Raw genomic sequence first — 22,820 nt, 5'->3', positions numbered from 1 at the left:
CGTGTCTGAGCCGATCATCAACGTTAAAGGTCTCCACGTCGTGCTGGGGGCGAACCCCGTCCTGCGCGGCGTCGATCTCACCGTCCGTCAGGGAGAGATCGTCGCCGTCGCGGGCGAGAACGGGACGGGGAAGTCCACCCTGCTGCGCTGCCTGGCCGGCCTGCGACCGCCGACCTCCGGCGAGGTCTCCGTCTTGGGCACGCCGCCGAGCGACGACGCCGCGTTCTGGCGCGCGGTCGCCCTGGTCGCCGCCGAACCGGCGTGGTATCCCGGGCTGACCGTACGCGAGCACGTCGAGCTGATCCGGGTCACGCACGAGCCGGTGGACGAGGCCTGGCCGGACGTCACCCAGGTCCTGGAGCGCTGCGGGCTCACCGAACGGGCCGACGCCGTCCCGCTGACCCTCTCCACCGGCCAGCGGCAGCGGCTGTGCCTGGCCTCCGCGCTCGTCCGGCCCAGCCGCCTGCTCCTGCTGGACGAGCCGGAGCACGGCCTCGACACCGCCTTCCGCGCCCGGCTGGCCGGGATCCTGACCGAGTACGCCCGGAGCGGAGGGACCGTCGTCATGGCCAGCCACGATCCCGGCCTCATCGAGGCGACCGGGGCGCGGCACACCGTCCTGTCCTCCGGACAGCTGGCCGCCGGAGCCGCGCGGTGAACGCCCTCGCCTCCGCCCGCGCGATCATCCGCGCCCCTCGGGCGAAGCGCGAGCGCACCTGGCAGGACCGGTACACGCTGGCCCTCGCCATCGTGGTGCTCGGTGCGGTCGCCGCCGAGCCGCTGTCCCGGGTGTGGAACCGCATCGTGGCGCCGGCCGCCACGACGGACCCGGCCACGATCGGCACGGGTCTCGGCCTCGTCGTCCTCGCCTACACGGGGTTGATCGCGCTGGCCCGCCTCGTCGGACCGATCGCGGTCTCCCCCGCGGACGCCGCCTGGCTGGTGCCGTCGCCGCTCACCCGGCGGGCCGTGCTGCGGCCCGCCGCGCTGCGGCTGCTGGTCGCGTCGGTCGTCGCCGGAGCGGTGCTGGGCGTCACCGTCCTCGCCATGCTCGGGGTCCCGGACCTCGCCACGCTCCGGGTGGCCGGCGCCGTCCTCATCGCCGTCGCCGCCTGCGTCGGCGGGGCCGCCGCGGCCGTACTGGCCCAGCGCGGGGATCCGGAGTCGGACTGGCTGGGGGTCGCGCTCGCCGCGCTCGCGGCCCTCGCGATCGTCGCCGGGCTCGCGGCGGCGAGCGGCGCGGCGCTCCCCTGGCGCTCGCTGCTCACCACGCTCCCCCGGATCCCCGCGAGCACGCTCGTCGGCGCCGCCGTGGCGACCTGTCTCGCCGCGACCGGCCTCGCCGTACGGGCGTGGCGGGCGTTGTCCGGCTTCCCCTCCCGGGCGGTGATCGCCTCGTCGGCCCGGGTCGGCCAGGCCACGGGCGCGATCGTCACGCTGGATCCCGGGCTGCTCACGTGGATCGCCGAGGACAATCACTGGCGCGCCCGGCGGCTGCGTTCGCGGCCCTGGCCCCTCCTGCCCGCTCCTCTCGCACTGGCCTGGGCGGAGGCGCGCCGGCTCGGCCGCCGCCCGGCCCGCCTGGCGGCGCTGCTCGCGGCGGCGGCGTTCCCCGCGCTGGCCGCCGTCGCCACCGGCGGGATCACACCGCCGGTCGCGGCCGCGCTGCTCGCGGGCGCCCTCACCGCCGCCGCCTCGGCGACGGCGGTGGCCCGCCGCGACAGCGAGAACCCCACCCTCATCCGGATGACCGGTGTCTCGCGGCAGGCGGCGCGGGCCGCGCGGGCGATCGCGCCCGCGCTGCTCGCCGCCGGGTGGCTGGCCGTGGCGCTCGCCGTCCTCGGCCTCGTCGGGCCGGGCGTCGCGGCGGGCGCGTCGTGGTGGGCCTTCGCTCCACTGTGCGCGCCGCCGATCGCCGTCGCCGCGCTGCGCATGGCGGGGCGCGGGCCGATCGACCACTCGCTGCCGGTGCTCGACACCCCCGGCGGCCCGGTCCCGCTGGGCCCCCTCTTCTGGGGTTTCACCGGCATCGACGTGGCCGTGCTCGGCTGTGCCCCCGCGCTCGCCGCCCTGCTGCTCCAGCCCGCGCAGACGGCCGGGTTCCTGACGGCCCAGGCGGTCGCGACCGCTCTGACCGTCGGCGGCTTCCTCCTCCGCGGTCGCGGGACCTGATCCGGCCCGCCCTCGGACGTGGCCCGGCCGTCGCGGCTCTTAGTCGAGGCCCATGGAGCTGACGTATCGTTCCGCGGCGCCGGGCTCGGGGGGCGTCTCCCCCTTCACCCGGTAGACGCCGTTGCCCCGGACGAGAAGGCCCGTGTCGATGAGATACCGGCGGACGGCCACGTGGTCCACCTCGCCGCCTTCGCACCACTCACGCAGCTTCTCGCTGACGGTCCGCTCGTCGTACTCGGCCGCGGGGTCGAAGGAGCGCGCCACCACGTGTTCGAGGACGGCGCGGCGGCGGTTCTGCCGCGCCGGGAGCGTGATCAGGCGCCCACCCCGGACGAAAGGCCACAGTTCGGGCTCCCCGCCCTCGGCGTCCGGCACGACGCCCGCCGGCCGGGTCGACGCGGCCGTCCGGCGCGAGAGGTCCCTGAGCAGGTCGTAATCCACGCCGAGCCCCTGCGCGCCCGCCACGACCACCCCGTGCTCCCACAGCCGCCGTACGGCACGCGTGGCCTCCTTCGGGGGCAGCCCGGACGCCTCGGCCACCGCGGACGGGGTGGCCGCTCCGAGCGCGATCGCCGCCAGGACGCGCATCCGGCTCGGTTGGGCCAGCAGACCCACGAGCGCCTCCGGCGTCAGCGCCGATCTGAGGGCCTCCTCGCGGGACGGCGGCTCCTCGTTCTTCTTATGAGGCGCGCTCATATGCGCTCCCTTCGCTCTTCGGGGCCGTACGCCCGCGATGCCGGGCCCCGGATCGCACGGCCAAGCCGAGAGCCGGCCTTTCCCACAGGGCGCGACCGAGGTGATCCGCTTCCTCTCGTCACGCTAGGAGGACGCACGGCGGGGCGGCAATCGAATAATCGGGCGCCCACCAGAAACTCCCACCGGAAGCGAACCGCGGCCAGGGCGAGCACGTACGCCGGAAAAAGCGAACGCCCCGTTCCTCGACGGAACGGGGCGTTCTCCGCGGTGGAGCTATGGGGATTCGAACCCCAGACCCCCTCCATGCCATGGAGGTGCGCTACCAGCTGCGCTATAGCCCCGCGGTGACGCTCTCGACGGGTTTCCCCCTCGCAGCGCCACGCCAGTGTATAGGACATCCGGGCCGAGGCTGTAACCGATCAACCGAGGGAGCGCGTGCGGCGAACCAGATCGGCGAGTTCCGCCACGCCGGGGTCCTCGGTGGACTCCGCGAGGCGGGACGCGTGCCCCGCCAGGTCCGCGAGCCCCAGTCCGAAGCGCTCGCCGCGCTCGCTCCACGGAGCGCGCAGGTACTCGGCGAAGGCCGCGGCCGCCGCGTCGACCTGGAGCCGGAGCGGCGCCTCGTCCCACAGGTCGCCGCGCACGTCGCGGACGTCCGCCGCGCGACTGACCTCGGCGGGCCGGCGGCTGTCGGGGTCGAGCCAGCGCACCGTGGCCGTCGCGAGCTGCCCCGACGCCCCGGCGCGGAGCCGTACCCAGTAGAGGGCGGTCACGGAGTGCCCCGGCCCGACCTCCCCTCCGTCGCGGGAGTCGTCGCGGAAGTCCTCCGGCGCCAGCTCCCGGTTCTCGTATCCGAGCAGGCTGTACGACTCGACGGTCGCGGGGTTGAAGACGACCTGCGCTTTGGCGTCGCGGGCGCGCAGGTCGAGGTTGGCCGGGAGCCGCTCGACGAAGACCTCGCGCGCCTCCGCCTGGCTGCTCACGTAGACGGCGGCGCCGTCGCCGTTGTCCGCGAGCTGCTCCATCAGCTCGTCGCCGTACTCGCGGCCGACGCCGACGCACAGCAGCGTGACCTGCTTGGCCGCGTAGTCGCTCACCCGGTCGAGGATGGCGCGCCACTCGGTCGCGCCGGTGTTCGCGAGCCCGTCGGAGAGCAGGATCACCCGGTTGGTGGCCACCGACCGGAACGCCCGGGACGCCTCCCGGTATCCGGTGACGAGCCCGTCCTCCAGGTTGGTCGATCCCTCGGTGCGCAGCTCGTCGATGGCGCCGTGCAGCCGCGACCGCTCCGCCACCGGCACCATGGGGGTGATCAGCCGCGCCGAGTCGCTGAACGACACGATCGCCACCTGGTCCCCGGGCATGAGCTGGTCGACGAGCGTGTGCAGGGCGTCGCGCACGAGGTCGAGCCGCCCGGTCTCCGCCATGGATCCGGAGACGTCCACCACGAACGTCAGGTTGGCCGGCCGGCGCTGCTCCGCGCCGACGCCGCGGGTGCGCAGCCCCACCCGGAGCAGCACCGCACCGTTCGTCCGCGCCCCGTCCATGTGTACGGCGAAGCCGTTGTCGTCCGGCTCGGTGTAGTCCTGGCGGAAGGAGTTGACGAACTCCTCGGTCCTGACCTGGGCCGGCTCGGGCAGCCTGCCCTCCTGTACGGCACGGCGGGCGTAGCCGTACGACGCCGTGTCGACGTCGAGGGCGAACGTCGAGATCTGCTCGGCGGTGGCGTCGCGCTCCAGCCTCCCGGTCTCCGCGACCTGGTTTCCCGGAGCGGCTTGCCCGGCCGATGGTGCCTCTCCCCCACCGGCGCCGCAGGCGGCGAGGACGACTGACAGCAGGGCTATCCCCGCCAGGACCGATAAACGTGGCTTCATCCGGTACCTCCGTCGGCTCCCATTCACCCCTTTCGACGGCATTTCACCGGGGGAGGTCGGGGCCGTCACGGAAGCGACGGTAAAACGTGCTCATCGCGTGACATCGCGTCACCGATCCCGACGAAGCGGAACCTAACGGTGGCCGAGCAGCGTGGAGAGCGTGACCGGGCGCAGCCCCCGCTCCCTGATCCCCTTCACGATGGCCGGAAGCGCGTCATCGGTCAGCCCGGACGGCTTTCCGCCGCCCAGATGAAGCACCACGATGGAGCCGCCGCGCACGCCGCCGAGCGCCTGCCGCACGATCGCGTCCTTGGACGTGGCGAAGGCGTCCCCGCCGACCACGTCCCACTGGATCGGCGTCAGGCCCTCGGCCGCGACCGCCTTGAGCGCCGCCTTGTCGAAGCAGCCTCCCGGGAACCGGAAGAACTTCGGGTGGCCGGGGGCGATCCGATCGAGCAGCGCCTCGGTCCTGCGGAGACTCCCCCGCATGTCGCCCGTCCGGCCCAGGCCGTAGCAGGGGGTCGTGAACGCCTCGTGGTCATAAGAGTGGTCGGCCACCTCGAACAGCGGATCGGCCGCCAGGCCGGCCGCCACACGGGGATAGCGCTTGGCCCACAGCCCGGTCATGAAGATCGTCGCGGGGACCTTGAGCCGGCGCAGCTCCGCGATCAGCCGAGGGTTCGCGTAGGAGTCCACCTCGCCCCGGTCGAGCTGCCCCTCCATGTACGCCGTCATGTCCGCGTCGAAGGTCAGCGCGACCATGTCGGACCCCCGCGGCCCGTGGTGGATCGGATCACGCGGCCGCCGGGCCTCCGACGCCTCCGGCGACGGTTCCGGCGCGCTCGGGGCCGCCGCCGCGGGACGTGGCTCCGCCCCCACATCCGCGGCCGTACGCGGAGTGACACCGGTGGGCGCGTGCGCGGCGCACCCGGAGATCAGGAGCACCGACAACAGGAGAGACCGCCGCCACAGCATGATCGACATCGTACGGCCCGGGCGGGGCCGCACCGGCCGGGAAACGCCCGGGAACGACGAAGGCCGGCACCCGTCCCTTTCGGAACGCTGCCGGCCCTGATCGGATCGGTGGAGCTATGGGGACTCGAACCCCAGACCCCCTCCATGCCATGGAGGTGCGCTACCAGCTGCGCTATAGCCCCTTGCGACGCCAGTCAGTGTATAGGAATCGGCGCGTTGGACGGTAACCGAAGGCCGCGATGTCACGCCGGCGGGCCCGTGATACGTCTGAGGTTGTATGAGCACCGAACTGTTCGTCCGTCACCGTGACCTGCTCACCGGGGTGGCGTACCGCATCCTCGGCAGCGCGGCCGACGCCGAGGACGTGGTGCAGGATGCGTGGCTGCGCTGGTCCGAGGTGGACGCTGCGGAGATCGAGAATCCCCGGGCGTACCTCGTGCGCATGACCACGAACCTGGCGATCGACCGATGGCGGCGGGCCAGGGCACGGCGCGAGGAATACGTCGGCCCGTGGCTCCCCGAACCGGTCAGCACCGCGCCGGACGCGACGGAACGCGCCGGCCTGGCCGACGGCGTGGAGCTCGCGCTGCTGGTCGTGCTGGAGACGCTGTCACCGCTGGAGCGCGCGGTGTTCGTGTTGCGTGAGGCGTTCAGCTTCTCGTACGCGGAGATCGCCGGGATCCTGGGCCGAGGCGAGCCCGCCGTCCGGCAGCTCGCCAGGCGGGCCCGCGACCACGTGCAGGAGCGCAGGCCGCGGTTCGACGTGGACCGGCGGGAGCGCAGGCAGGTGACCGAGCGCTTCGTCTGCGCCTGCGCCGAAGGCGACCTGCGCGGCCTCATGGAGCTCCTGACCGCGGACGTCACGCTGGTCGGCGACGGGGGCGGCCGGGCGAAGGCGCCGCTGAGGGTGATGACCGGGCGCGATCACGTCGCACGGTTCCTCATGGCCATCGCGTCCGAGGAAGGGGTCGGCCGGTTCCTGAGCTCGATCGGGGCGGGCGACCTCACCCCGATCGGCTTGGAGGTCACCGACGTCAACGGCGGCCCGGCGCTCGTGGCGACCGCCGAGGGCCGCGCCGTCGCCGTGTTCTCCCTCGTCGTCTCGGACGGCAAGATCGAGACCGTCTATCTCATCGCCAATCCGGAGAAGATGTCACGAATCACGCCCGGCGGCACGTCCCGTAGTACATGAGCGAAACCATCACCATCATCGGCGGCGGACTCGCCGGGCTGACCGCGGCGATCGCGTGCGCCGAGGGCGGGGCGGCCGTCACCCTGCACGAGGCGCACCGCACCCTCGGCGGCCGCGCCCGGTCCTCCGCCGCGCCGTACGTCGCGAACGACGGCACGCACGTCTTCTACGACGGCGCGCCGTTCCGGTGGCTGACGGAGCGGAAGCTGGTCCGGCCGTACGTGAGCCTGCCGCTGAGGGCACTGGCCCGGAGCAGGTTCAGGTACCGCGACCGGCTGACCGCGCGGCCGCCGCTGAGCCTGCTCGCCATGACCGCCGGCCGGGGGGTGCGCGCGCCCGTGGACGAGGACTTCCGTTCGTGGGCCGGCCACCGGTTCGGCCCGGCGCCCGCGCGCGCCGCCGCAGGCCTGCTCGGCGTCGTCACCTACGACGCCGATCCGGGCAGGCTGTCCGCGGCCTTCGTCTGGGAACGCCTCAAGCGCGCCTTCTCGCCGCGCTATCCCACGGTCCGCTACGTCATCGGCGGCTGGGGACGGGTCATCGACCGGATGGCCGCGCACGCGCGCGGCCTGGGGGTGCGCGTCGAGACCGGCTCGCGGGTCGACGAACTCCCCGCCGGTCCGGTGATCGTGGCCACATCGCTGCACGCGGCCAGGAACCTGCTCGGGGACGAAACCCTCAGCTGGGAGAGCGGCCGTTCCGCCCTGCTCGACCTGGCCGTGCGCCGGCGGCCGGACGACATGTTCCTGATCTCCGATCTGGACGAGGGCGGCTTTCTCGAACGGTATTCGCTGCCCGATCCGACGCTCGCGCCTCGCGACGAGAGTCTGGTCCAGCTGCAGATGCCGATGCGGCCGGGTGAGTCGAAGGCCGCGGCCGTCGCGAGGCTGGAGCGGATCGCCGACCTCGGCCTGCCGGGCTGGCGGGACCGCCTGACCTGGCGGCGCGACGCCGTGGCGGCGGGCCGGACCGGCGCGCTCGACCTTCCCGGGCTGACCTGGCGGGACCGGCCCGCGATCGACCGGGGCGACGGCGTCTGGCTCGCGGGCGACTCCGTGGCCGCTCCCGGCCTGCTCGGCGAGGTGGCCGTCCACAGCGCCCTCGACGCGGCGGCGGCCGCGCTGTCGGGAAAGGATCGCTCGGCTAGGCTCCGAATCCGTGGTTGAAATCGCGTTGAGAACGAACGCCCAGGTCGCCGAAGGACCCACGTGGCTCCCGGAGACGGGCGAGCTGCTGTGGGTGGACATCCCGGCAGCGGAGATCCACTACTTCTCCCCGTCGACCGGCTACGACACCGTACGGCACGCGCCGCAGCACGTGGGCGCGGCGAGACCCCGCGCGAACGGCGGGCTGGTGCTCAACCTGGTCGACGGGGTGGGGCTGCTCGAACCGGACGGCGGTTTCCGGTGGCTGGCCGACCTGGCGCGCGAGGGCGTACGCGGGAACGACGCGGCGGTCGATCCCCAGGGACGGCTGTGGGCGGGCACGATGCGGTACGACCAGGCGCCCGGCGGCGGGCGCCTCTACCGCGTGGACCCTGACGGTTCGGTGACCACGGCGCTGGACAGCGTGACCATCAGCAACGGCATCGGATGGAGCCCCGACGGCACGCTCATGTACTACGCCGACACGCCCACCCGGCGCGTGGACGTCTTCGATTTCTCGCCGGGCGGCGAGCTGTCCGGGCGGCGCGTGTTCACCGCGATCGACGGCGGCTCGCCGGACGGGCTCACCGTGGACGCCGACGGCTGCGTGTGGGTCGCCGTCTGGGGCAGCGGCCAGGTGCGCCGGTACGCGCCCGACGGGCGGCTCGACCGTGTCGTGGACGTGCCGGTGGACCAGCCGACCGCCTGTGCGTTCGGCGGTCCCGGCCTGACCGATCTCTACATCACCTCCGAGGCCAAGGAGGGGCAGCCGCTCTCCGGGTCGCTGTTCGTGCTGCCGGGGGCGGGCACGGGCCTGCCGGAACGCCGGTTCGCCGGATGACACCGCCCCCGGGGCTCGGGCCGGGGCCGCCGCACTGAGCGGCCCCGGCGTCCACGCCCGCGACACCGCCGGCGATCTCGTTGCTGAACGCCTTCCTGACCCCGGCGGGATCAGCCGCGGCCGCCGCCCTCCTCCGCCGGGCCGGTGGCGAGTTCGGCCCGCCCCAACCGGTAGACGGCGGCCATCAGCAGCGTGCCACCGGCGAGTTGGAGCGCGGTCAGGTGCTCGCCCAGCAGGAGGACGCCGATGAGCGCGGCGACCAGGGGTTCCAGCAGCACGACGACCGCGGCCGTCGTGCCGCTGACCACGCCCAGCCCGGCGAAGAACAGCCCGTACGCGAGCGCGGTCGGGACGGCGCCCAGATAGGCCAGCGACAGCGCCGCCGCCCCCGAATCTCCTCCGGAGGGGACGACGCCGTCCGCCAGCGCGAGGGGCAGCAGGCAGACGGAACCGGCCGCGAAGGACCAGGCCATCGTCTGCCCGGGGGCCGCCCGGCCGCGTTCGACGCCGCTCAGCAGCGTCACCGCGGCGTACGTCGCCCCCGACAGGACGGCGTAGCCGACGCCGGCGGCGGAGAACTCGCCCGGCCCTCCGGCGAGCATGGCCAGGCCGGCGACGGCCGCGGCGACGCCCGCCTTCACGGCCCGTCCCGGCCGCTCGCCGAACAGGAGCCGGGAGCCGGCCGTGACGAACAGGGGGTTCGCACCCATCGCGATCATCGTGGCCAGGGCGACGCCGGTTTCGGCGATCGCCGCGAAGTACGTGACCTGCGAGACGGCCATGGCCACCCCGAGCGCCAGGGGCATCCCCCACGATCGCGGCGCGGCGAGCCGCCGGGGGCCCGCCGTACGGCTGAAGAACGCCACGGCGAGCAGAAGGGCGGCCCCGATGACGAACCGCCAGAAGGTCACGGCCACCGGGCCGAGGTGACCCGCCCTCCGCAGGAAGTCGCCGACCGCTCCCCCGGTTCCCCAGGCGATCCCGGCGGCGGACACGAAGATCAGGCCCCGCCGTACAGGCAGGGCGGGAACATGCGTCATTGATCTCTCTCGTGGTGAGTGATGGAAAAGGCCCGGAAAGCGGGCAGCCACCACCGGCCGGACCGCGCGGGTCCGGCTGACGAGAGGGTCCGCCCGCTATCGGGCGGGCGGCGGAGAGATGATCAATCGCATGAGGAGCACGATATCGCGGCATTCCGGCGGCACGACAGCGGGTTTCCGGACAGGGCTTTCCCACGTGCCGATCCGCCTGGAACTCCTCATTTCACCAACGAATTAATATTCTGGACGATGGACCGCCGAAGGGAATTTCCGAACGGGGGCATCAGGCCGTACTCTGGCCTGGTGGTCGCCCGAGGCGAGGTCAGGTCGCCTCGGGCGGCCACTTCACCCCCTCAGAACGACCCCCGTCGCCAAAAGCTCTGACGGCGATCATCTGAGCGCCGCGGCGGCGGCGGAAAACAAATCACCGGCCGCGTGAGCGGCGTTTCCGTCCGCGAATTCAGACGGCGGGCCAGGGAAGATCCGGGTCGGAGGGCAGGGAGTAGTCCACGCCCGGCACCGCGAAGCCGTACAGCCGCCGGACCTCGTCCCCGAACCAGCCGGTGTCGGCGAGATCCCCGATGGTGTCAGGGGTCGCCGCCTCCCATCGCTCGGTCACCGCCGCCTGAACCTCCTCGGCCAGCTCCCAACGGTCGAGACGGACGCGGCCCTGTTCGTCGGTGTCGAGCGGGGCGGCCCCGGTGAGCTGATCCCACAGATCGATGGACTGGGCCAGCGGCGACGCCATGCCCTCACCCAGGACATCGCGCAGCAGACTCACGTACAGGGCGATGCCGGGGATGGCCGTCGACGCCTGCGTGACCGCCGCCCCGTTGACGGAGGTCAGGGCACGACCGCCGTAGGCGCTCAACCGGTCCCCGAGGACGGATGCCGCCCCCTCGAGATGCAGTTTGGCCGCCCCGATCGTCCCTGCCCGGTAGATGGCCGAGGTGAGATGGGAACCGATGTAGGACAGCGCCACCGTGGTGAATCCCGGCCGGATCAGATCGCGCGCCTCCAGCGCGTCGACCCAGCGCGCCCAGTCCTCACCGCCCATGACCTTGACCGTGTCGGCCGTCTCCTCGTCCGTGGCGGGCTGGACGCGGATCTCCTTCAAGTGGGGCGTCCCGTCGCCGTCGAATTCGAGCGTCTTGGTGACGTGTTCGGCCCCGACGGGCTGGATCACCGACTGATGGAGCGCGCCCGTGACCGGGTCGGTGCGACGGGGCGCGGCAACGCTGTAGATCAGGTAATCGATGCCCCCGAACCGCTTGGCCACCAGGTCGAGGACGTCATCCTTGGTGGCGTCGGCGAAGGCGTCCCCGTTGACGAACGCGAAATCGCTCCCGGCCTCCTGCGCGAGCGCGGCCGTGGCGATCGTTCGGTACCACCCCGCCGTCGCCGTCCGGCGCGCGGTCGGAGGACGCTCGAAGCACAGGCCCACCCCCTGCACGCCATACCGGGTGATCCCGGCGACCGCGGTGGCCAGTCCGTAACCGGCGCTGGAGCCGATGATCAAGGCGACCGGCCGTTTCCCCTCACCCGGTCGCGTCTGCCGCCGGACCTGGGCCGCCATGTCGGCGACGATCCGCGCGCACCCCGCAGGGTGGGAGTCGAACAGCAGGAAGCCGCGCCCGGATGGCTGAATAAGTCGTGCGGTCATCGTTCGCCCATCTGTCTCGGAGACTGGCCGGTACTGGTGAGGCGACGGACCACGGACGTGAGGTGCGGATCTTCACGCGACCGCTCACGCCCGGTGACCTGTGCCACAGTCTCGGAGACTACCGATGCCGTCGGACAGAGGCAGCTGGGGTCAGACACGATCACTCCTCGGGTGCCGAGGAGTGATCGTGAGTGCCTTTTGCGGGAAATTCGCTACTCTCGTGCGGCTTGCGACGCCCCCGCGGAGACGCAAGCCGTACGGATCCCCCGCTCCCCCTCGTCCGGCGCGGCCTCGGCGGGCGCCCCCGGCCACCGCTCGTCCTCGATGTACCTCGACGCTCCCGCGTACCAGCCGGCGACCATCTGGGCGCCGACCACCACGAACAGCAGCACGAACGGGACCGTCCAGCCGCCGCTGAGCTCGTACAGCACGCCCACTGCGAGCGGGCCGGCGCCGGCGATCAGGTAGCCGGCGCTCTGCCCGAAGGCGGACAGCGCCGCCGTGGCCTCGGCCGTCCGGGTGCGCAGCGCGAGCATCGCCAGCGCGAGCGGGAAGGAGCCCATGCCCACACCCACGAGCACCGCCCACACCCACAACGCGCGCCCGGTCAGCAGCCCGGCGAACCCGATCACGTACGCGCCGCAGAACGCGGCGACCAGCAGCCGCTGGTCGGCCATCCGCGCGGCGATCGACGGCACGAGCATCGAGATCGGGATGCCCAGGCCGGTGAACACCGCGAGGAGCGTCCCCGCCTGCGCCGAGGTGTACCCGTTGTCCTGCAGAAGCTGGGGAAGCCAGCCGAACATGACGTACGCGATCAGGGACTGGGTGCCGAAGTACGTGGCGATCGCCCAGGCCAGCCGGCTGCGTACCAGCTCGCCCGGCCCCGTCCCGCGGGCTCGGTGCCGCTCCGGCTCACTGCGCAGAAGCGCAAGCCACGGAATGGCGGACACGGCGGCCAGGGCCGCCCACACACCGAGTGCCACGTGCCAGTTTCCGCCCGCCGCCCGCTGGATGGGCACGGTGGCGGCGGCGGCGAGCATCGTCCCGGCGGCCATGGCCGTCGAGTAGACCGTCGTCATCAGACCGGACCGCGAGGGGAAGTGGCGCTTGATCAGCGTCGGGATCAGCACGTTGCCGATCGCACCGCCGGACAGCGCCAACACGCTGGCGGCGAGGAACACACCGGAACTCCCGACGACGGAGCGGATCCACAGCCCCGCACCGAGCAGGACGAGCCCGGCCAGCAGCAGCCGATGCTCACCCACGCGGTGGGACAGGGCGGGAGTCATCGCTCCGAAGAGGGCGAAACAGAGCACCGGCAGGGTGGTGAGCAGCCCGCTCGCCACACCCGACATGCCGAGGGCGGCGCTGACCTGGTCCAGCACGGGACCCACGCTGGTCACGGCGGTCCGGAGATTGAGCGCCGCGAGAACGATACCGAGCCCGACGAGCCAGGCGACCGATCCGGTTCGGCGGCCTCTGCGTGCGACGACGGCGGTCATGCCGGTGCAAACCCTCTTTTCATTGTCGAATCATCCGATGACTCGACAATAGTACCAGAGGGATCAATCACGACATGAACCCCAAACCATCCCGTAACACCAGCTTGGCGGCCCGTAACGGTCAGGCGCGCGGCAGCGTCACCCCGGGCCGCCTTCCGGCGGAACCGGCCCCGAGCCGGGCGCGGGAAGCTGGAGACTTCGGCGGCTACTCCGGGCTCACCGGCTGGAGCGGCATCGGCTCGCCTATCTCGTAGCCGACCCCGAAGCCGCCGTGCTGGTGCCGGGGATGTCACCGCGCCAGCCGCCGCTCTCGGTGCCGCGCCGCTCAATGAAGGTCTTGAAGCGCTCCAGATCGCCCTTGACCCGCCTGCGGACGATCTGCAGCCGGTCGGCCGCCATCTCGGCCATTCCCTCGGGGTCGTACGCCAGTTGGAGCGTGACACGGCAGTGATCGTCGTCGAGGCGGTGGAACGTCACCAACCCCGAGTGGCGCGGCCGGTCCAGCGAACGCCAGGCCACCCGCTCGTCCGGGTGCTGTTCGGTGATCTCCGCGTCGAACTCGCGCCGCACCCCGCCGATCTCGACCGCCCAGTACGTCCGGCTGTCGGTGACCTGCTTGACGGAGTCCACACCCTCCATGAACTCGGGGAAGCTCTCGAACTGGGTCCACTGGTTGTAGGCGGTGCGCACCGGCACGTTCACGTTGACCGAGTGTTCGATCGAGCTCATGCCTCTCTCCTCCCGCCCTCGCGGCTTCGGAGGATTGCTCTGCCCTCGCAGACCAGGTCTAGTCGGATTCGCCGGTACAGATCACGAAGCGGGCGCCGCCTGGGACGCGCCGCGGCGCAGCCAGAACAGCCCGAGCACCGGCAGGATGAGCGGCACGAACAGATAGCCGGCGCCGTAGCCCGACCAGACCGTGGCGTGCGGGAACGCCGCCGCGTCGACGAGGCTCAGCGTGCCGACGACCAACACCCCGGTCAGCTCGACGAGACAGGCCGCGAGCGCGAGCCGCCGATCGCCGCGGGCCAGCGCCACCGTGAGCACGATGTAGACCACCGCGGCCAGCGCCGAGAGCAGGTACGCCAGCGGCGCCTCGTGAAACCGGGTCGCGATCTGGACACCGGCGCGGGCGGACGCGGCGAGAGCGAAGACGCCGTAAAGGGCGACGAGGACCCGGCCCGGTCCCGATCTCACCGGAGCGCTCACGCCGTGCCGTTCCAGAGCTGGAGGAGGCGGCCCGTCATGACGGCGACGGTGAAGCCGGCGACCACGATGACCCCGGGCCCCCACCGGGTGCGCTCCGCCTTGCCCCACCACACGGCGGCCGGGGGGATCACGACGGTCCCGGCGAGGTAGCCGATGAACGTCGCCGTCTCCTGCTTCACCTCGGACAGCCGCGCCACGGCGATGCCCGCCTGGACGAGCAGGGCAACCTCGATCAGGGCGAGCCCGGCGAGCAGGACGAGGCCCATGGGACGGTTGCGGATCGCCGTGATCAGACTGATCAGGGCGAGCAGCAGGGCGGCGCCGATCAGCCAGCCGGAGTACGCGCCGCTCATCGCGGATCGAGGGTCGGGAGCATGGCCAGTAGGTTACCGCCGACGGCGGCCGCCTCCGATTTCGCCATCCACCTGGGATGGGCCGAGCCGGGCGGCCGGGAAATGATCGAGGTGGAGCTATGGGGATTCGAACCCCAGACCCCCTCCATGCCATGGAGGTGCGCTACCAGCTGCGCTATAGCCCCTGGTCACCGCTCCGAGTTCTCTCGAGGCGGCGCCCGAGGAGCATATAGCGACCATTCGCCGTTTACCTAATCGTCATCTGCAGGCCGGCGGCGGGGGTCAGCCGCCGTTGCCCGCCTCGGGCCTGTCGTCGCTGATCACAGGCTCGGGGAGCGTCCCGGCGTTGTGTTCGAGCAGCCGCCACCCCCGCCGTCCTTCCTCCAGGACGGACCAGCTGCAGTTGGCCAGACCGCCCAGAGCGGACCACAGCTCCTCGGGGAGGCCGAGCAGGCGGGCGATGCCGAGCCGCAGCGCCGCACCGTGCGAGGCCACGACCAGCAGGCCGTCGTCGGGCAGCTGGGCGGCCCACCGGCGGATGGCCTCCGACACGCGCTCGGCGACGTCGGCCACTGCCTCGCCACCCGGCGCCTCCCAGGTCGCGTACTCGGTCGGCCAGCCGGCGGCGATCTCCGCGCGGGTCAGCCCCTCCCACGCGCCGCCGCCGCGCTCGCGCAGGTCCTTGTCCACCTGCACGCCGAGGCCGGTGAGCCGGGCGAGCGCCGACCCCGTGTCGTACGCGCGCTGCAGGTCGGAGGAGACGATCGCGGTCGGCCCCAGCGCGGCGAGCAGGGACGCCGCCCGGGCCGCCTGAGCGACCCCGGCGACGTCCAGGGGGATGTCGCTGTGTCCCTGGAATCGCTGCTCGACGTTCCATCTCGTCTGTCCGTGGCGTAGGCACACCACCCGCCGGCTCACACGGGCCTCCCCGCCGCCGGCCTGAGCAGTTCGCTCACTGAGCGGCCTCGCGGGCCCGCTGCGCGGCCACCCGGGTGACACTCTCCGGAAGCTCGATCGAGGGGCAGTCCTTCCAGAGCCGTTCAAGGGCGTAGAAGGTGCGCTCCTCCTCGTTCTGGATGTGGACGACGATATCGATGTAGTCGAGGAGCACCCAGCGCCCCTCGCGCTCACCCTCACGGCGTACCGGCTTGGCGTCGGCCTCGACGCGGAGCTTCTCCTCGATCTCGTCCACGATGGCGCGGACCTGACGGTCGTTGGAGGCGGAGCAGAGCAGGAACGCGTCGGTGATGACGAGCTGCTCGCTCACGTCAAAGGCGATGATGTTGTCGGCCAGCTTCTCCGCGGCGGCCTCGGCGGCCACCTGCACGAGCTGGAGCGATCTCTCAGATGCGGTCACGATGTGGTTCTGTCCTCCATTACCGGGACGCGGGACTCGATCGGCTCTTCCAAGGGTGCCCACCGAGAGGCGGGCGATTCAATCCCGTTTCCGCGCCCGACCCTATCCGGACGCGGCCTCGTGCCGTTTCAACGTACGCCACCACCCCGCCGATTCCGCCTCCGGCCAGGGGCCTACGGGATCAACGGGCCTGGTCGCGGTACAGCCCGCGCTTGTTGATGTACTGCACGATTCCGTCCGGGACGAGGTACCAGATCGGCTCGCCGGCGGCCACGCGCTCGCGGCACTCCGTCGAGGAGATCGACAGCGCCGGGATCTCGATCAGGCTGACCCGTCCCTCCGGCAGTCCGGGGTCCAGGAGCGCGTGCCCCGGCCGGTCACAGCCGACGAAGTGGGCGATCCGGAACAGCTCGTCCACGTCACGCCAGCTCAGGATCTGCGCCAGCGCGTCGGCGCCGGTGATGAAGTACAGCTCGACCTCGGGCCCGTAGAGGGAGGAGATCTCGCGCAGCGTGTCGATCGTGTATGTCGGCCCCGGGCGGTCGATGTCCACGCGGCTGACGGAGAAACGCGGATTCGACGCCGTGGCGATGACCGTCATCAGATAGCGGTCCTCCGCGGCCGTCACCGTCTTGTGGGCCTTCTGCCACGGCTGCCCGGTCGGCACGAACACCACTTCGTCCAGGCTGAAGTGGTGGGCGACCTCGCTCGCGGCCACCAGGTGACCATGATGGATCGGGTCGAACGTCCCTCCCATGATGCCCAGCCGTCTGGTCGCCGCCCCATTTCTCATGAAACGGACCCTAGCCTGCAGGTCACGCAAGACTGGAGGTACCCCTCTAAAACCCCGTCCCGCGCACGGTCAGGCCCACCGACATAGCATGCGGGACATGACCACTCCCGATCGCAGTCGCGTGCAGCTGCCCGGCATCAGCTCCCGCGCGTACGAACACCCCGCAGACCGGTCCGCGCTCGTCGCGATGCGCTCGCTCAGCGGGTTCGACTCGGTGCTCAAGCGCATGTCCGGGCTGTTCAGCGAGCGCCGCCTGCGCCTGATGTTCCTGGCGTCCGCGGTGCGCACCACGGACACGCAGTTCCGCAGCCTCCACGACATGGGCCGCGACAGCGCGTACATCCTCGACCTGCACCGGATCCCCGAGATCTACGTGCAGCAGGACGCCCAGGTGTACGCCATGGCCATCGGCTTCGACGAGCCGTTCATCGTGGTCTCCACCGGCCTGCTCGACCTGATGGACGAGGAGGAGCTCCGCTTCGTCATCGGGCACGAGACCTCCCACATCCTGTCCGGCCACGCGGTCTACGGCACGATGCTGACCATCCTCACCCGCCTCGCCACCCGGGTCGCGTGGATCCCGCTCGGCTACATCGGCCTCCGGGTGATCGTGGCCGCCCTGGAGGAGTGGCAGCGCAAGGCGGAGATGTCGGCCGACCGCGGCGGGCTGCTGTCCGGGCAGGACCCCGACGCCGCGCTGCGCGCGCTGATGAAGCTCGCCGGCGGCTCGCGCCTGCACGAGATGAACATCGAGGCGTTCCTCGACCAGGCCCGCGAGTACGACACCGGCGGCGACGTCCGCGACGGCCTGCTCAAGGTCCTCAACCTTCTCGGCACGACCCACCCGTTCGCGGTCACCCGGGTCGCCGAGCTCGACCGCTGGCGCCGCAGCGGCGAATACGAGGCCATCCTGGCGGGGAACTACCCGCGTCGCGCCGACGACGCCCACGCCAAGATCACCGAAGAGGTCAAGGCGGCCGCGAACTCCTACCGCGAGTCCTGGGCCCAGTCGCAGGACCCCTTCATCGGCGTCCTGCGGGACGTGGCCGAGGGCGCGGTCAACGCCGGCGAGCGCATCTTCAACAAGTTCGCCCGCAGGGAGAGCTAGTCAGCGGCGAAAGGAGCCGGAGCACGCCGGACGACGCCAGGGAAAGCTAGACGAAGAACGCCACCGCTCGCACGGCCGTCGCGCACACCGCCACGAAGCCTCCGAGCACGGCGAGCGCCCGCAGGCCCTCTCTCCGCAGTCCGGGCACCCGGGCGCCGACGCGCTCGACCTCACGGCCGATGATCGCGCCGGTGACGACACCGAAGGCGACCCCCGCGACCGTCACCGGCACCGCCTGGGTCCACCACTCCGGTTCCAGGCGTGCTCCGGCCGTGAGCCAGAGCGTGGCGAAGGCCGCGGCCCCGGCGGGCAACCCCGGCCAGGCCACCGCGGAGACGAGGGAACCCGCCAGCGTCAGGGGAAAGGTCACCACGCGCAGGAGAGCGCGCATCCTGGCCGACTCGCGCCGGCGCACCAGCCAGTGGCCGCTCCACAGCGCCCTGGCGAGCACCGCGAGCGTCCCCGTGATCACGAACGTGGTGAGCGGGTAGACGAGCGACACCACCACACACGGCACCGCGAGCAACGCCAGCACCAGAAGGGTCCCGCTTCCACGCGGGAGGCCGAGGCGCGGCGGCGCGTCCACCTTGGCGTCCGCCGCCGCCTCGGCGGCCGACGCCGAGGTCTCGGGCCGCGCCGTACGGTCCGCCCGGCCGACACGGGGAGCGTGGTCGGCACGGCCTGGACGAGGAGTCCGCTCGGGACGGCCGGGACGGGCGGTGTGGTGGGCGCGGGCGGTCCGTCCCGGCCGCACGGTCCTCCGTACGCGTCCGGCGCCGCGACCGCCCTCCGCGGGCGCGGGTTCGGAGGCACGGGCCAGCCGGGCCAGCCGGTCGGCCAGGACCGCGGCCGTGGGACGCTTGGCCGGGTCGCGGTGCAAGGCCGCCCTGATCAACGGCAGCAGCGCGGGGGGCACGCCGGCGAGGTCCGCCTGGCCGTGCAGGATCGCGTACATCTGGGCCTCGACGGTCCCCTTGCCGAAGGTGGGCCGGCCGGTGGCGGCGAACGCCACCGTCGCCGCCCACGCGTGCACGTCGGCCGGCTCCCCCACCGTCTCGTCGGCGAACAGCTCGGGCGCGGCGTACCCGGGCGTGCCGAGGAACGTCCCGGTCATGGTCAGCCGGGTCGCGTCGAGGACCTGGGCGATGCCGAAGTCGATCAGTACCGGCCCCTCCGCGCCCATCACAACGTTCGCCGGCTTCAGGTCGCGATGGACGACACCGGCGGCGTGCGTGATCGCCAACGCCGTCGCGAGGCCGTGGGCCAGCGAGATCGACTCGGCCTCGGGCAGCGGCCCTCGGCGGCGCACCGCGTCGAGCAGCGTCTCGCCCCCGATGTGCTCCATCACCAGATAGGGCCGGTCGCACGACAGATCAGCGTCCAGGACCCGGGCGACGTACGGGCTCTCCACCCTGCGCAGGGCCCGTACCTCGCGCTCAAGACGTAATCGCGCGTCCGGATCGTCTCCGAGCGGGTCGCGGAGCATCTTGACCGCGACCTGCTCGCCCCGGCGGTTGGCCGCGAGATAGACCTCGCCCATGCCGCCCCGGCCCAGCCGCTCCAGCAGCGCGTACGGGCCGACCCGCCCCAGACGTCCACCCATAGGAGGGCCAACCATAGCGGCCGTGACGGACAAATCCGGGAAGGCACGCCGGGCGGATATCAGACCGACGCCTGGACCATCTCCTCGCGACGACGCGCCCTCATCCGCCCGGCGAGCAGGTGGTCGAGGCTCACCGGCCCCGGACCCGCGACCGCGACGAGCAGCGCGAGCGCCCCGAGCGCGAGCACGAGCTCCAGGCCGCCGTTCTCCCCGATGCCGTTCGGCGCGTGGACGTAGAGGAAGGCCCCCGCCGCCACCATGCCGACCGCGATCCCCGCGACGGGCGTGAGCAGGCCGAGCAGGAGCAGGCAGCCCCCGCCCAGCTCGGCCATGATGACGAAGACCGCCGAGACGTGCGGCAGCGGGACGCCCGCCGAGGCGAACTGCGTGGCCACGGCGTCGACGCCGTGGCCGTACTTCTCCCAGCCGTGCGTCATGAAGACGGCCCCGAGCACCCCCCTGCCGATCAGCGCGGCGACGGCATAGAGCGCCCGCCTCATCATGAGTCCTTCAGAAGGAGCTCCAGCTCCGTCTCGGGCTCGGCGCTCAGCCTTCTGGGCCCGGTGCGCCGCCAGTTGACGTGCCCCCGGCTTTCCAGCCACAGCATGAGCCGGTCCGCGGCGACGACCACGCCGACCGCCATTCCAAGGGCGACCACGATTTCCATGGGCACAGCAAAGCCGCACGACCTCCTCACCCCTAGTGACACGCGCGTTGCTTTGCGCAAAGTTGGTCGCCCGACCGGGCAACCACAAGCCGTTCCCAAGCGGGCTGAACGATCCTTGAGGGAGGCCGCCGCCACGGGCGTGCGGCCCTCAGCGCACGAAGGCGCCCGAGAAATGAACACCGGCCACACGGCCGGGCCGGGCGCCCGGCCGGTGGACGGCCGCGTCAGCCGCGGATGTGACCGTCTCCGGTGTAGACCCACTTGGTGGAGGTCAGCTCGGGCAGGCCCATCGGGCCGCGGGCGTGCAGCTTCTGGGTCGAGATGCCGATCTCGGCGCCGAACCCGAACTCGCCGCCGTCGGTGAAGCGGGTGGAGGCGTTGACCGCGACCGCGGCCGAGTCCACGCTCGCGACGAACCGGCGCGCCGCCCCCTGCGACCGGGTGATGATCGCGTCGGTGTGGCCCGAGCCGTACGTCCTGATGTGCCGGACCGCGTCGTCGAGGGAGTCGACCACGGCGGCGGCGATGTCCAGCGAGAGGTACTCGGCGGAGAAGTCCTCCTCCGTCGCCGCGACCACGTCCGCGCCATACGCCCGGACCCGCTCGTCACCGTGCACGGTCACGCCCGCGTCCTTGAGCGCGGTGAGCGCCCTCGGCAGGAACGCCTCCGCGATCTCCGCGTGGACGAGCAGGGTCTCGGCCGCGTTGCACACCGACGGCCGCTGCGCCTTCGCGTTGACGAGGATCCTGAGCGCGGTCTCGATGTCGGCGTCGGCGTCCACGTACACGTGGCAGTTGCCGACGCCGGTCTCGATGACGGGGACGGTGGACTCCTCGACGACGCTGTTGATCAGCGACGCGCCGCCGCGCGGGATCAGCACGTCCACCAGGCCACGAGCCCGCATCAGGTGCTTGGCCGACTCCCGCGTCTGGCCCGGCACGAGCTGCACGGCCGCCGCCGGCACCCGCGTGCCCTCCAGCGCCTCCTGCATAATCTTCACCAGCACGGCGTTCGAGGAGTACGCGCTGGACGAGCCGCGAAGCAGCACGGCGTTGCCGCTCTTCAGGCACAGCGCGGCGGCGTCCACGGTCACGTTGGGGCGGCCCTCGTAGATGATCCCGATGACGCCGAGCGGCACCCGCAGCTGCCGCAGCTCCAGCCCGTTCGGCAGCGTGCTGCCCCGGACGACCTCGCCCACGGGATCGGGCAGCTCCGCCACCTCCCGCACCGCCGCCGCGATCTTCTCAACGCGTCCGACGTCGAGGCGGAGCCGGTCGATCATCGCCTCGGACACACCGGCCGCGCGGGCCCGGTCCACGTCGGCGGCGTTCGCCTCGACGATCTCGGCGGCGCGGGCCACCAGGGCATCCGCGACCGCGCGGAGTGCGAGGTCCTTCGGGGCGCGCGGCAGCGGCGCCAGCACGGTGGCGGCCTCCTTCGCCGCCCGGGCGACCTTCAGGAAGTCTTCTACCTCAGACATGCTCCGCACTCCAGAACTCGCTAGTGGTGGTGCCCCAGTATGACGATGTGGTCCCGATGGATCAGCTCGCGTTCATATTCCGGACCGAGCGCCTTGGCCAGCTCGCGGGTGGAGCGGCCGAGCAGCTCGGGGATCTCGCTCGCGTCGTAGTTGACCAGCCCGCGCGCCACGACCGTGCCGGCCGGGCCGCACAGGTCCACGGGGTCGCCCGCGGAGAAATCGCCCTCGACCTTGACGACCCCGGCGGGCAGCAGGGACTTGCGCCGCCCGACGACCGCCTCGACCGCGCCGCCGTCGAGGTGGAGCCGCCCCTGGCCGGTGGCGGCGTGGGCCAGCCACAGCAGCCGCGTGCCGGGGTGCCGGCCCACCGGGTGGAAGTACGTGCCGACGTCGTCTCCGGCGAGCGCGTGCGCGGCGTGCGCGGCCGCGGTGAGGACCACCGGCACCCCGGCCCCGGTGGCGATGCGGGCGGCCTGCACCTTGGTCACCATGCCGCCGGTGCCGACCCGGCCGGACGTGCCCAGCTCGACCCCCTCCAGGTCCTCGGGGCCGCGCACCTCGGTGATCCGCCGGGAGCCGTCCTTGCGCGGATCGCCGTCGTAGAGGGCGTCAACGTCCGAGAGCAGGATCATGGCGTCGGCGTACGTGACATGAGCGACCAGCGCCGCGAGCCGGTCGTTGTCGCCGAACCGGATCTCGTCGGTCGCGACGGTGTCGTTCTCGTTGACCACGGGCACGATGCCGAGTTCGAGCAGCCGGGCCAGGGTGCGCCGGGCGTTGCGATAGTGCGACCGGCGCATCATGTCGTCCGCGGTCAGCAGCACCTGCCCGACGCGCAGGCCGTACCGCGCGAACGACGAGGTGTATCGCGCCACGAGGACGCCCTGCCCGACCGAGGCCGCCGCCTGCTGGGTGGCCAGATCCTTGGGGCGGCTTCTGAGCCCGAGCGGGCCCAGCCCGGCCGCGATCGCGCCGGAGGAGACCAGCACGATCTGGGTGCCGGACAGGCGGCGCGCGGCCAGCACGTCGACCAGCGCGTCCACCCGGTCCACGTCGATCGTGCCCTGCGGGGTCGTCAGCGACGACGACCCGACCTTGACCACCAGCCGCGCCGCGGCGCCGACCTGGTCCCTGCTCATCGCCGAT

The 22,820-nt window shown here is 72.4% G+C and carries 23 protein-coding genes and 3 tRNA genes; 6 read left to right on the top strand and 20 right to left on the bottom strand.

Annotated features, from left to right (window positions below):
* The first annotated feature begins 1 nt into the window (after position 1).
* Positions 2-658: an ABC transporter ATP-binding protein gene (locus AWQ71_RS10470; protein WP_067130581.1), complete on the top strand. Its 657-nt coding sequence runs from the start codon at positions 2-4 to the stop codon at positions 656-658.
* On the top strand, positions 655-2,172 hold the full coding sequence (locus AWQ71_RS10465) for a DUF6297 family protein (RefSeq protein ID WP_067130579.1): 1,518 nt from the start codon (positions 655-657) through the stop codon (positions 2,170-2,172). Before AWQ71_RS10470 ends, AWQ71_RS10465 begins: the two co-directional genes overlap by 4 nt.
* 39 nt (positions 2,173-2,211) lie before the next feature.
* On the opposite strand, the gene AWQ71_RS10460 is transcribed toward AWQ71_RS10465, so the two are convergent.
* From AWQ71_RS10460 to AWQ71_RS10440, 5 genes are all read right to left on the bottom strand, one after another.
* Positions 2,212-2,868, bottom strand: coding sequence for a DUF2087 domain-containing protein (locus tag AWQ71_RS10460; protein WP_067130576.1), 657 nt, complete (start codon positions 2,866-2,868; stop codon positions 2,212-2,214).
* 268 nt (positions 2,869-3,136) lie between these two features.
* Positions 3,137-3,209, bottom strand: a tRNA-Ala gene (locus tag AWQ71_RS10455).
* 78 nt (positions 3,210-3,287) lie between these two features.
* On the bottom strand, positions 3,288-4,742 hold the full coding sequence (locus AWQ71_RS10450) for a vWA domain-containing protein (protein ID WP_067130573.1): 1,455 nt from the start codon (positions 4,740-4,742) through the stop codon (positions 3,288-3,290).
* A gap of 132 nt (positions 4,743-4,874) precedes the next feature.
* On the bottom strand, positions 4,875-5,717 hold the full coding sequence (locus tag AWQ71_RS10445) for a polysaccharide deacetylase family protein (RefSeq protein ID WP_218001732.1): 843 nt from the start codon (positions 5,715-5,717) through the stop codon (positions 4,875-4,877).
* 109 nt (positions 5,718-5,826) lie between these two features.
* Positions 5,827-5,899, bottom strand: a tRNA-Ala gene (locus tag AWQ71_RS10440).
* Between the two features lie 95 nt (positions 5,900-5,994).
* On the opposite strand from AWQ71_RS10440, the gene AWQ71_RS10435 reads away from it, so the two are divergent.
* Genes AWQ71_RS10435 through AWQ71_RS10425 form a run of 3 tightly spaced genes read left to right on the top strand, consistent with a single transcriptional unit; the run spans position 5,995 to position 8,895 of the window.
* Positions 5,995-6,909 carry an RNA polymerase sigma-70 factor gene (locus tag AWQ71_RS10435; RefSeq protein ID WP_067130567.1) on the top strand — a complete coding sequence of 305 codons (915 nt, stop codon included), beginning with the start codon at positions 5,995-5,997 and terminating at the stop codon, positions 6,907-6,909.
* Entirely contained in the window at positions 6,906-8,075 is a 1,170-nt protein-coding gene (locus AWQ71_RS10430) for an NAD(P)-binding protein (protein WP_067130564.1), read from the top strand. The genes AWQ71_RS10435 and AWQ71_RS10430 overlap by 4 nt, the downstream gene beginning before the upstream one ends.
* Positions 8,068-8,895 (top strand): SMP-30/gluconolactonase/LRE family protein, encoded by an 828-nt coding sequence (locus AWQ71_RS10425; protein WP_067130561.1) that lies wholly within the window; start codon positions 8,068-8,070, stop codon positions 8,893-8,895. The genes AWQ71_RS10430 and AWQ71_RS10425 overlap by 8 nt, the downstream gene beginning before the upstream one ends.
* A 110-nt stretch (positions 8,896-9,005) precedes the next feature.
* Here the strand turns inward: AWQ71_RS10425 and AWQ71_RS10420 are convergent, their stop codons facing one another.
* From AWQ71_RS10420 to nadD, 10 genes are all read right to left on the bottom strand, one after another.
* On the bottom strand, positions 9,006-9,935 hold the full coding sequence (locus AWQ71_RS10420) for a DMT family transporter (RefSeq protein ID WP_067130558.1): 930 nt from the start codon (positions 9,933-9,935) through the stop codon (positions 9,006-9,008).
* A 460-nt stretch (positions 9,936-10,395) separates the two neighbouring features.
* On the bottom strand, positions 10,396-11,598 hold the full coding sequence (fabV, locus tag AWQ71_RS10415) for an enoyl-[acyl-carrier-protein] reductase FabV (RefSeq protein ID WP_067130555.1): 1,203 nt from the start codon (positions 11,596-11,598) through the stop codon (positions 10,396-10,398).
* Between the two features lie 212 nt (positions 11,599-11,810).
* Positions 11,811-13,103 (bottom strand): CynX/NimT family MFS transporter, encoded by a 1,293-nt coding sequence (locus AWQ71_RS10410; RefSeq protein WP_084258760.1) that lies wholly within the window; start codon positions 13,101-13,103, stop codon positions 11,811-11,813.
* A gap of 243 nt (positions 13,104-13,346) precedes the next feature.
* The gene (locus AWQ71_RS10405) at positions 13,347-13,832 is read right to left on the bottom strand and encodes an SRPBCC family protein (RefSeq protein WP_067130552.1); all 486 of its coding nucleotides are present in this window, start codon (positions 13,830-13,832) and stop codon (positions 13,347-13,349) included.
* A gap of 81 nt (positions 13,833-13,913) precedes the next feature.
* Entirely contained in the window at positions 13,914-14,300 is a 387-nt protein-coding gene (locus tag AWQ71_RS10400) for a hypothetical protein (protein ID WP_245658209.1), read from the bottom strand.
* A gap of 8 nt (positions 14,301-14,308) precedes the next feature.
* Positions 14,309-14,665 (bottom strand): hypothetical protein, encoded by a 357-nt coding sequence (locus tag AWQ71_RS10395; RefSeq protein ID WP_067130549.1) that lies wholly within the window; start codon positions 14,663-14,665, stop codon positions 14,309-14,311.
* Between the two features lie 112 nt (positions 14,666-14,777).
* Positions 14,778-14,850 (bottom strand) — tRNA-Ala (locus AWQ71_RS10390).
* Positions 14,851-14,947: 97 nt separating this feature from the next.
* On the bottom strand, positions 14,948-15,583 hold the full coding sequence (locus tag AWQ71_RS10385) for a histidine phosphatase family protein (protein WP_067130546.1): 636 nt from the start codon (positions 15,581-15,583) through the stop codon (positions 14,948-14,950).
* A gap of 34 nt (positions 15,584-15,617) precedes the next feature.
* Positions 15,618-16,022, bottom strand: coding sequence for a ribosome silencing factor (gene rsfS, locus AWQ71_RS10380; protein ID WP_067130542.1), 405 nt, complete (start codon positions 16,020-16,022; stop codon positions 15,618-15,620).
* A gap of 181 nt (positions 16,023-16,203) precedes the next feature.
* Positions 16,204-16,815: a nicotinate-nucleotide adenylyltransferase gene (gene nadD / locus AWQ71_RS10375; protein WP_084258759.1), complete on the bottom strand. Its 612-nt coding sequence runs from the start codon at positions 16,813-16,815 to the stop codon at positions 16,204-16,206.
* Between the two features lie 88 nt (positions 16,816-16,903).
* On the opposite strand from nadD, the gene AWQ71_RS10370 reads away from it, so the two are divergent.
* On the top strand, positions 16,904-17,923 hold the full coding sequence (locus AWQ71_RS10370; protein WP_084258758.1) for a M48 family metallopeptidase: 1,020 nt from the start codon (positions 16,904-16,906) through the stop codon (positions 17,921-17,923).
* A gap of 46 nt (positions 17,924-17,969) precedes the next feature.
* On the opposite strand, the gene AWQ71_RS10365 is transcribed toward AWQ71_RS10370, so the two are convergent.
* From AWQ71_RS10365 to proB, 5 genes are all read right to left on the bottom strand, one after another.
* On the bottom strand, positions 17,970-19,526 hold the full coding sequence (locus AWQ71_RS10365; protein WP_067130536.1) for a serine/threonine-protein kinase: 1,557 nt from the start codon (positions 19,524-19,526) through the stop codon (positions 17,970-17,972).
* Between the two features lie 59 nt (positions 19,527-19,585).
* Positions 19,586-20,026, bottom strand: coding sequence for a DoxX family protein (locus AWQ71_RS10360; protein WP_067130532.1), 441 nt, complete (start codon positions 20,024-20,026; stop codon positions 19,586-19,588).
* On the bottom strand, positions 20,026-20,193 hold the full coding sequence (locus AWQ71_RS42595) for a hypothetical protein (protein WP_169806540.1): 168 nt from the start codon (positions 20,191-20,193) through the stop codon (positions 20,026-20,028). The genes AWQ71_RS10360 and AWQ71_RS42595 overlap by 1 nt, the downstream gene beginning before the upstream one ends.
* A 224-nt stretch (positions 20,194-20,417) precedes the next feature.
* Positions 20,418-21,674 (bottom strand): glutamate-5-semialdehyde dehydrogenase, encoded by a 1,257-nt coding sequence (locus AWQ71_RS10355; RefSeq protein WP_067130529.1) that lies wholly within the window; start codon positions 21,672-21,674, stop codon positions 20,418-20,420.
* Positions 21,675-21,694: 20 nt separating this feature from the next.
* Entirely contained in the window at positions 21,695-22,813 is a 1,119-nt protein-coding gene (proB, locus tag AWQ71_RS10350; RefSeq protein WP_067130526.1) for a glutamate 5-kinase, read from the bottom strand.
* Positions 22,814-22,820 lie beyond the last annotated feature (7 nt).

The sequence above is a fragment of the Microtetraspora malaysiensis genome, from assembly GCF_001528665.1.
Taxonomy (GTDB): domain Bacteria; phylum Actinomycetota; class Actinomycetes; order Streptosporangiales; family Streptosporangiaceae; genus Microtetraspora_A; species Microtetraspora_A malaysiensis.
This window is presented reverse-complemented; position numbering and strand designations above follow the sequence as displayed.

Bases quoted from the DNA above. Each gene is read 5' to 3' on its own strand.
- AWQ71_RS10395 (WP_067130549.1), bottom strand. From the start codon at position 14,665: ATGAGCGGCGCGTACTCCGGCTGGCTGATCGGCGCCGCCCTGCTGCTC.
- AWQ71_RS42595 (WP_169806540.1), bottom strand. From the start codon at position 20,193: ATGGAAATCGTGGTCGCCCTTGGAATGGCGGTCGGCGTGGTCGTCGCC.
- proB (WP_067130526.1), bottom strand. From the start codon at position 22,813: ATGAGCAGGGACCAGGTCGGCGCCGCGGCGCGGCTGGTGGTCAAGGTC.
- fabV (WP_067130555.1), bottom strand. From the start codon at position 11,598: ATGACCGCACGACTTATTCAGCCATCCGGGCGCGGCTTCCTGCTGTTC.
- nadD (WP_084258759.1), bottom strand. From the start codon at position 16,815: ATGAGAAATGGGGCGGCGACCAGACGGCTGGGCATCATGGGAGGGACG.
- AWQ71_RS10370 (WP_084258758.1), top strand. From the start codon at position 16,904: ATGCGGGACATGACCACTCCCGATCGCAGTCGCGTGCAGCTGCCCGGC.
- AWQ71_RS10435 (WP_067130567.1), top strand. From the start codon at position 5,995: ATGAGCACCGAACTGTTCGTCCGTCACCGTGACCTGCTCACCGGGGTG.
- AWQ71_RS10410 (WP_084258760.1), bottom strand. From the start codon at position 13,103: ATGACCGCCGTCGTCGCACGCAGAGGCCGCCGAACCGGATCGGTCGCC.
- AWQ71_RS10420 (WP_067130558.1), bottom strand. From the start codon at position 9,935: ATGACGCATGTTCCCGCCCTGCCTGTACGGCGGGGCCTGATCTTCGTG.
- AWQ71_RS10460 (WP_067130576.1), bottom strand. From the start codon at position 2,868: ATGAGCGCGCCTCATAAGAAGAACGAGGAGCCGCCGTCCCGCGAGGAG.
- AWQ71_RS10365 (WP_067130536.1), bottom strand. From the start codon at position 19,526: ATGGGTGGACGTCTGGGGCGGGTCGGCCCGTACGCGCTGCTGGAGCGG.
- AWQ71_RS10360 (WP_067130532.1), bottom strand. From the start codon at position 20,026: ATGAGGCGGGCGCTCTATGCCGTCGCCGCGCTGATCGGCAGGGGGGTG.
- AWQ71_RS10405 (WP_067130552.1), bottom strand. From the start codon at position 13,832: ATGAGCTCGATCGAACACTCGGTCAACGTGAACGTGCCGGTGCGCACC.
- AWQ71_RS10430 (WP_067130564.1), top strand. From the start codon at position 6,906: ATGAGCGAAACCATCACCATCATCGGCGGCGGACTCGCCGGGCTGACC.
- AWQ71_RS10445 (WP_218001732.1), bottom strand. From the start codon at position 5,717: ATGCTGTGGCGGCGGTCTCTCCTGTTGTCGGTGCTCCTGATCTCCGGG.
- AWQ71_RS10355 (WP_067130529.1), bottom strand. From the start codon at position 21,674: ATGTCTGAGGTAGAAGACTTCCTGAAGGTCGCCCGGGCGGCGAAGGAG.
- AWQ71_RS10450 (WP_067130573.1), bottom strand. From the start codon at position 4,742: ATGAAGCCACGTTTATCGGTCCTGGCGGGGATAGCCCTGCTGTCAGTC.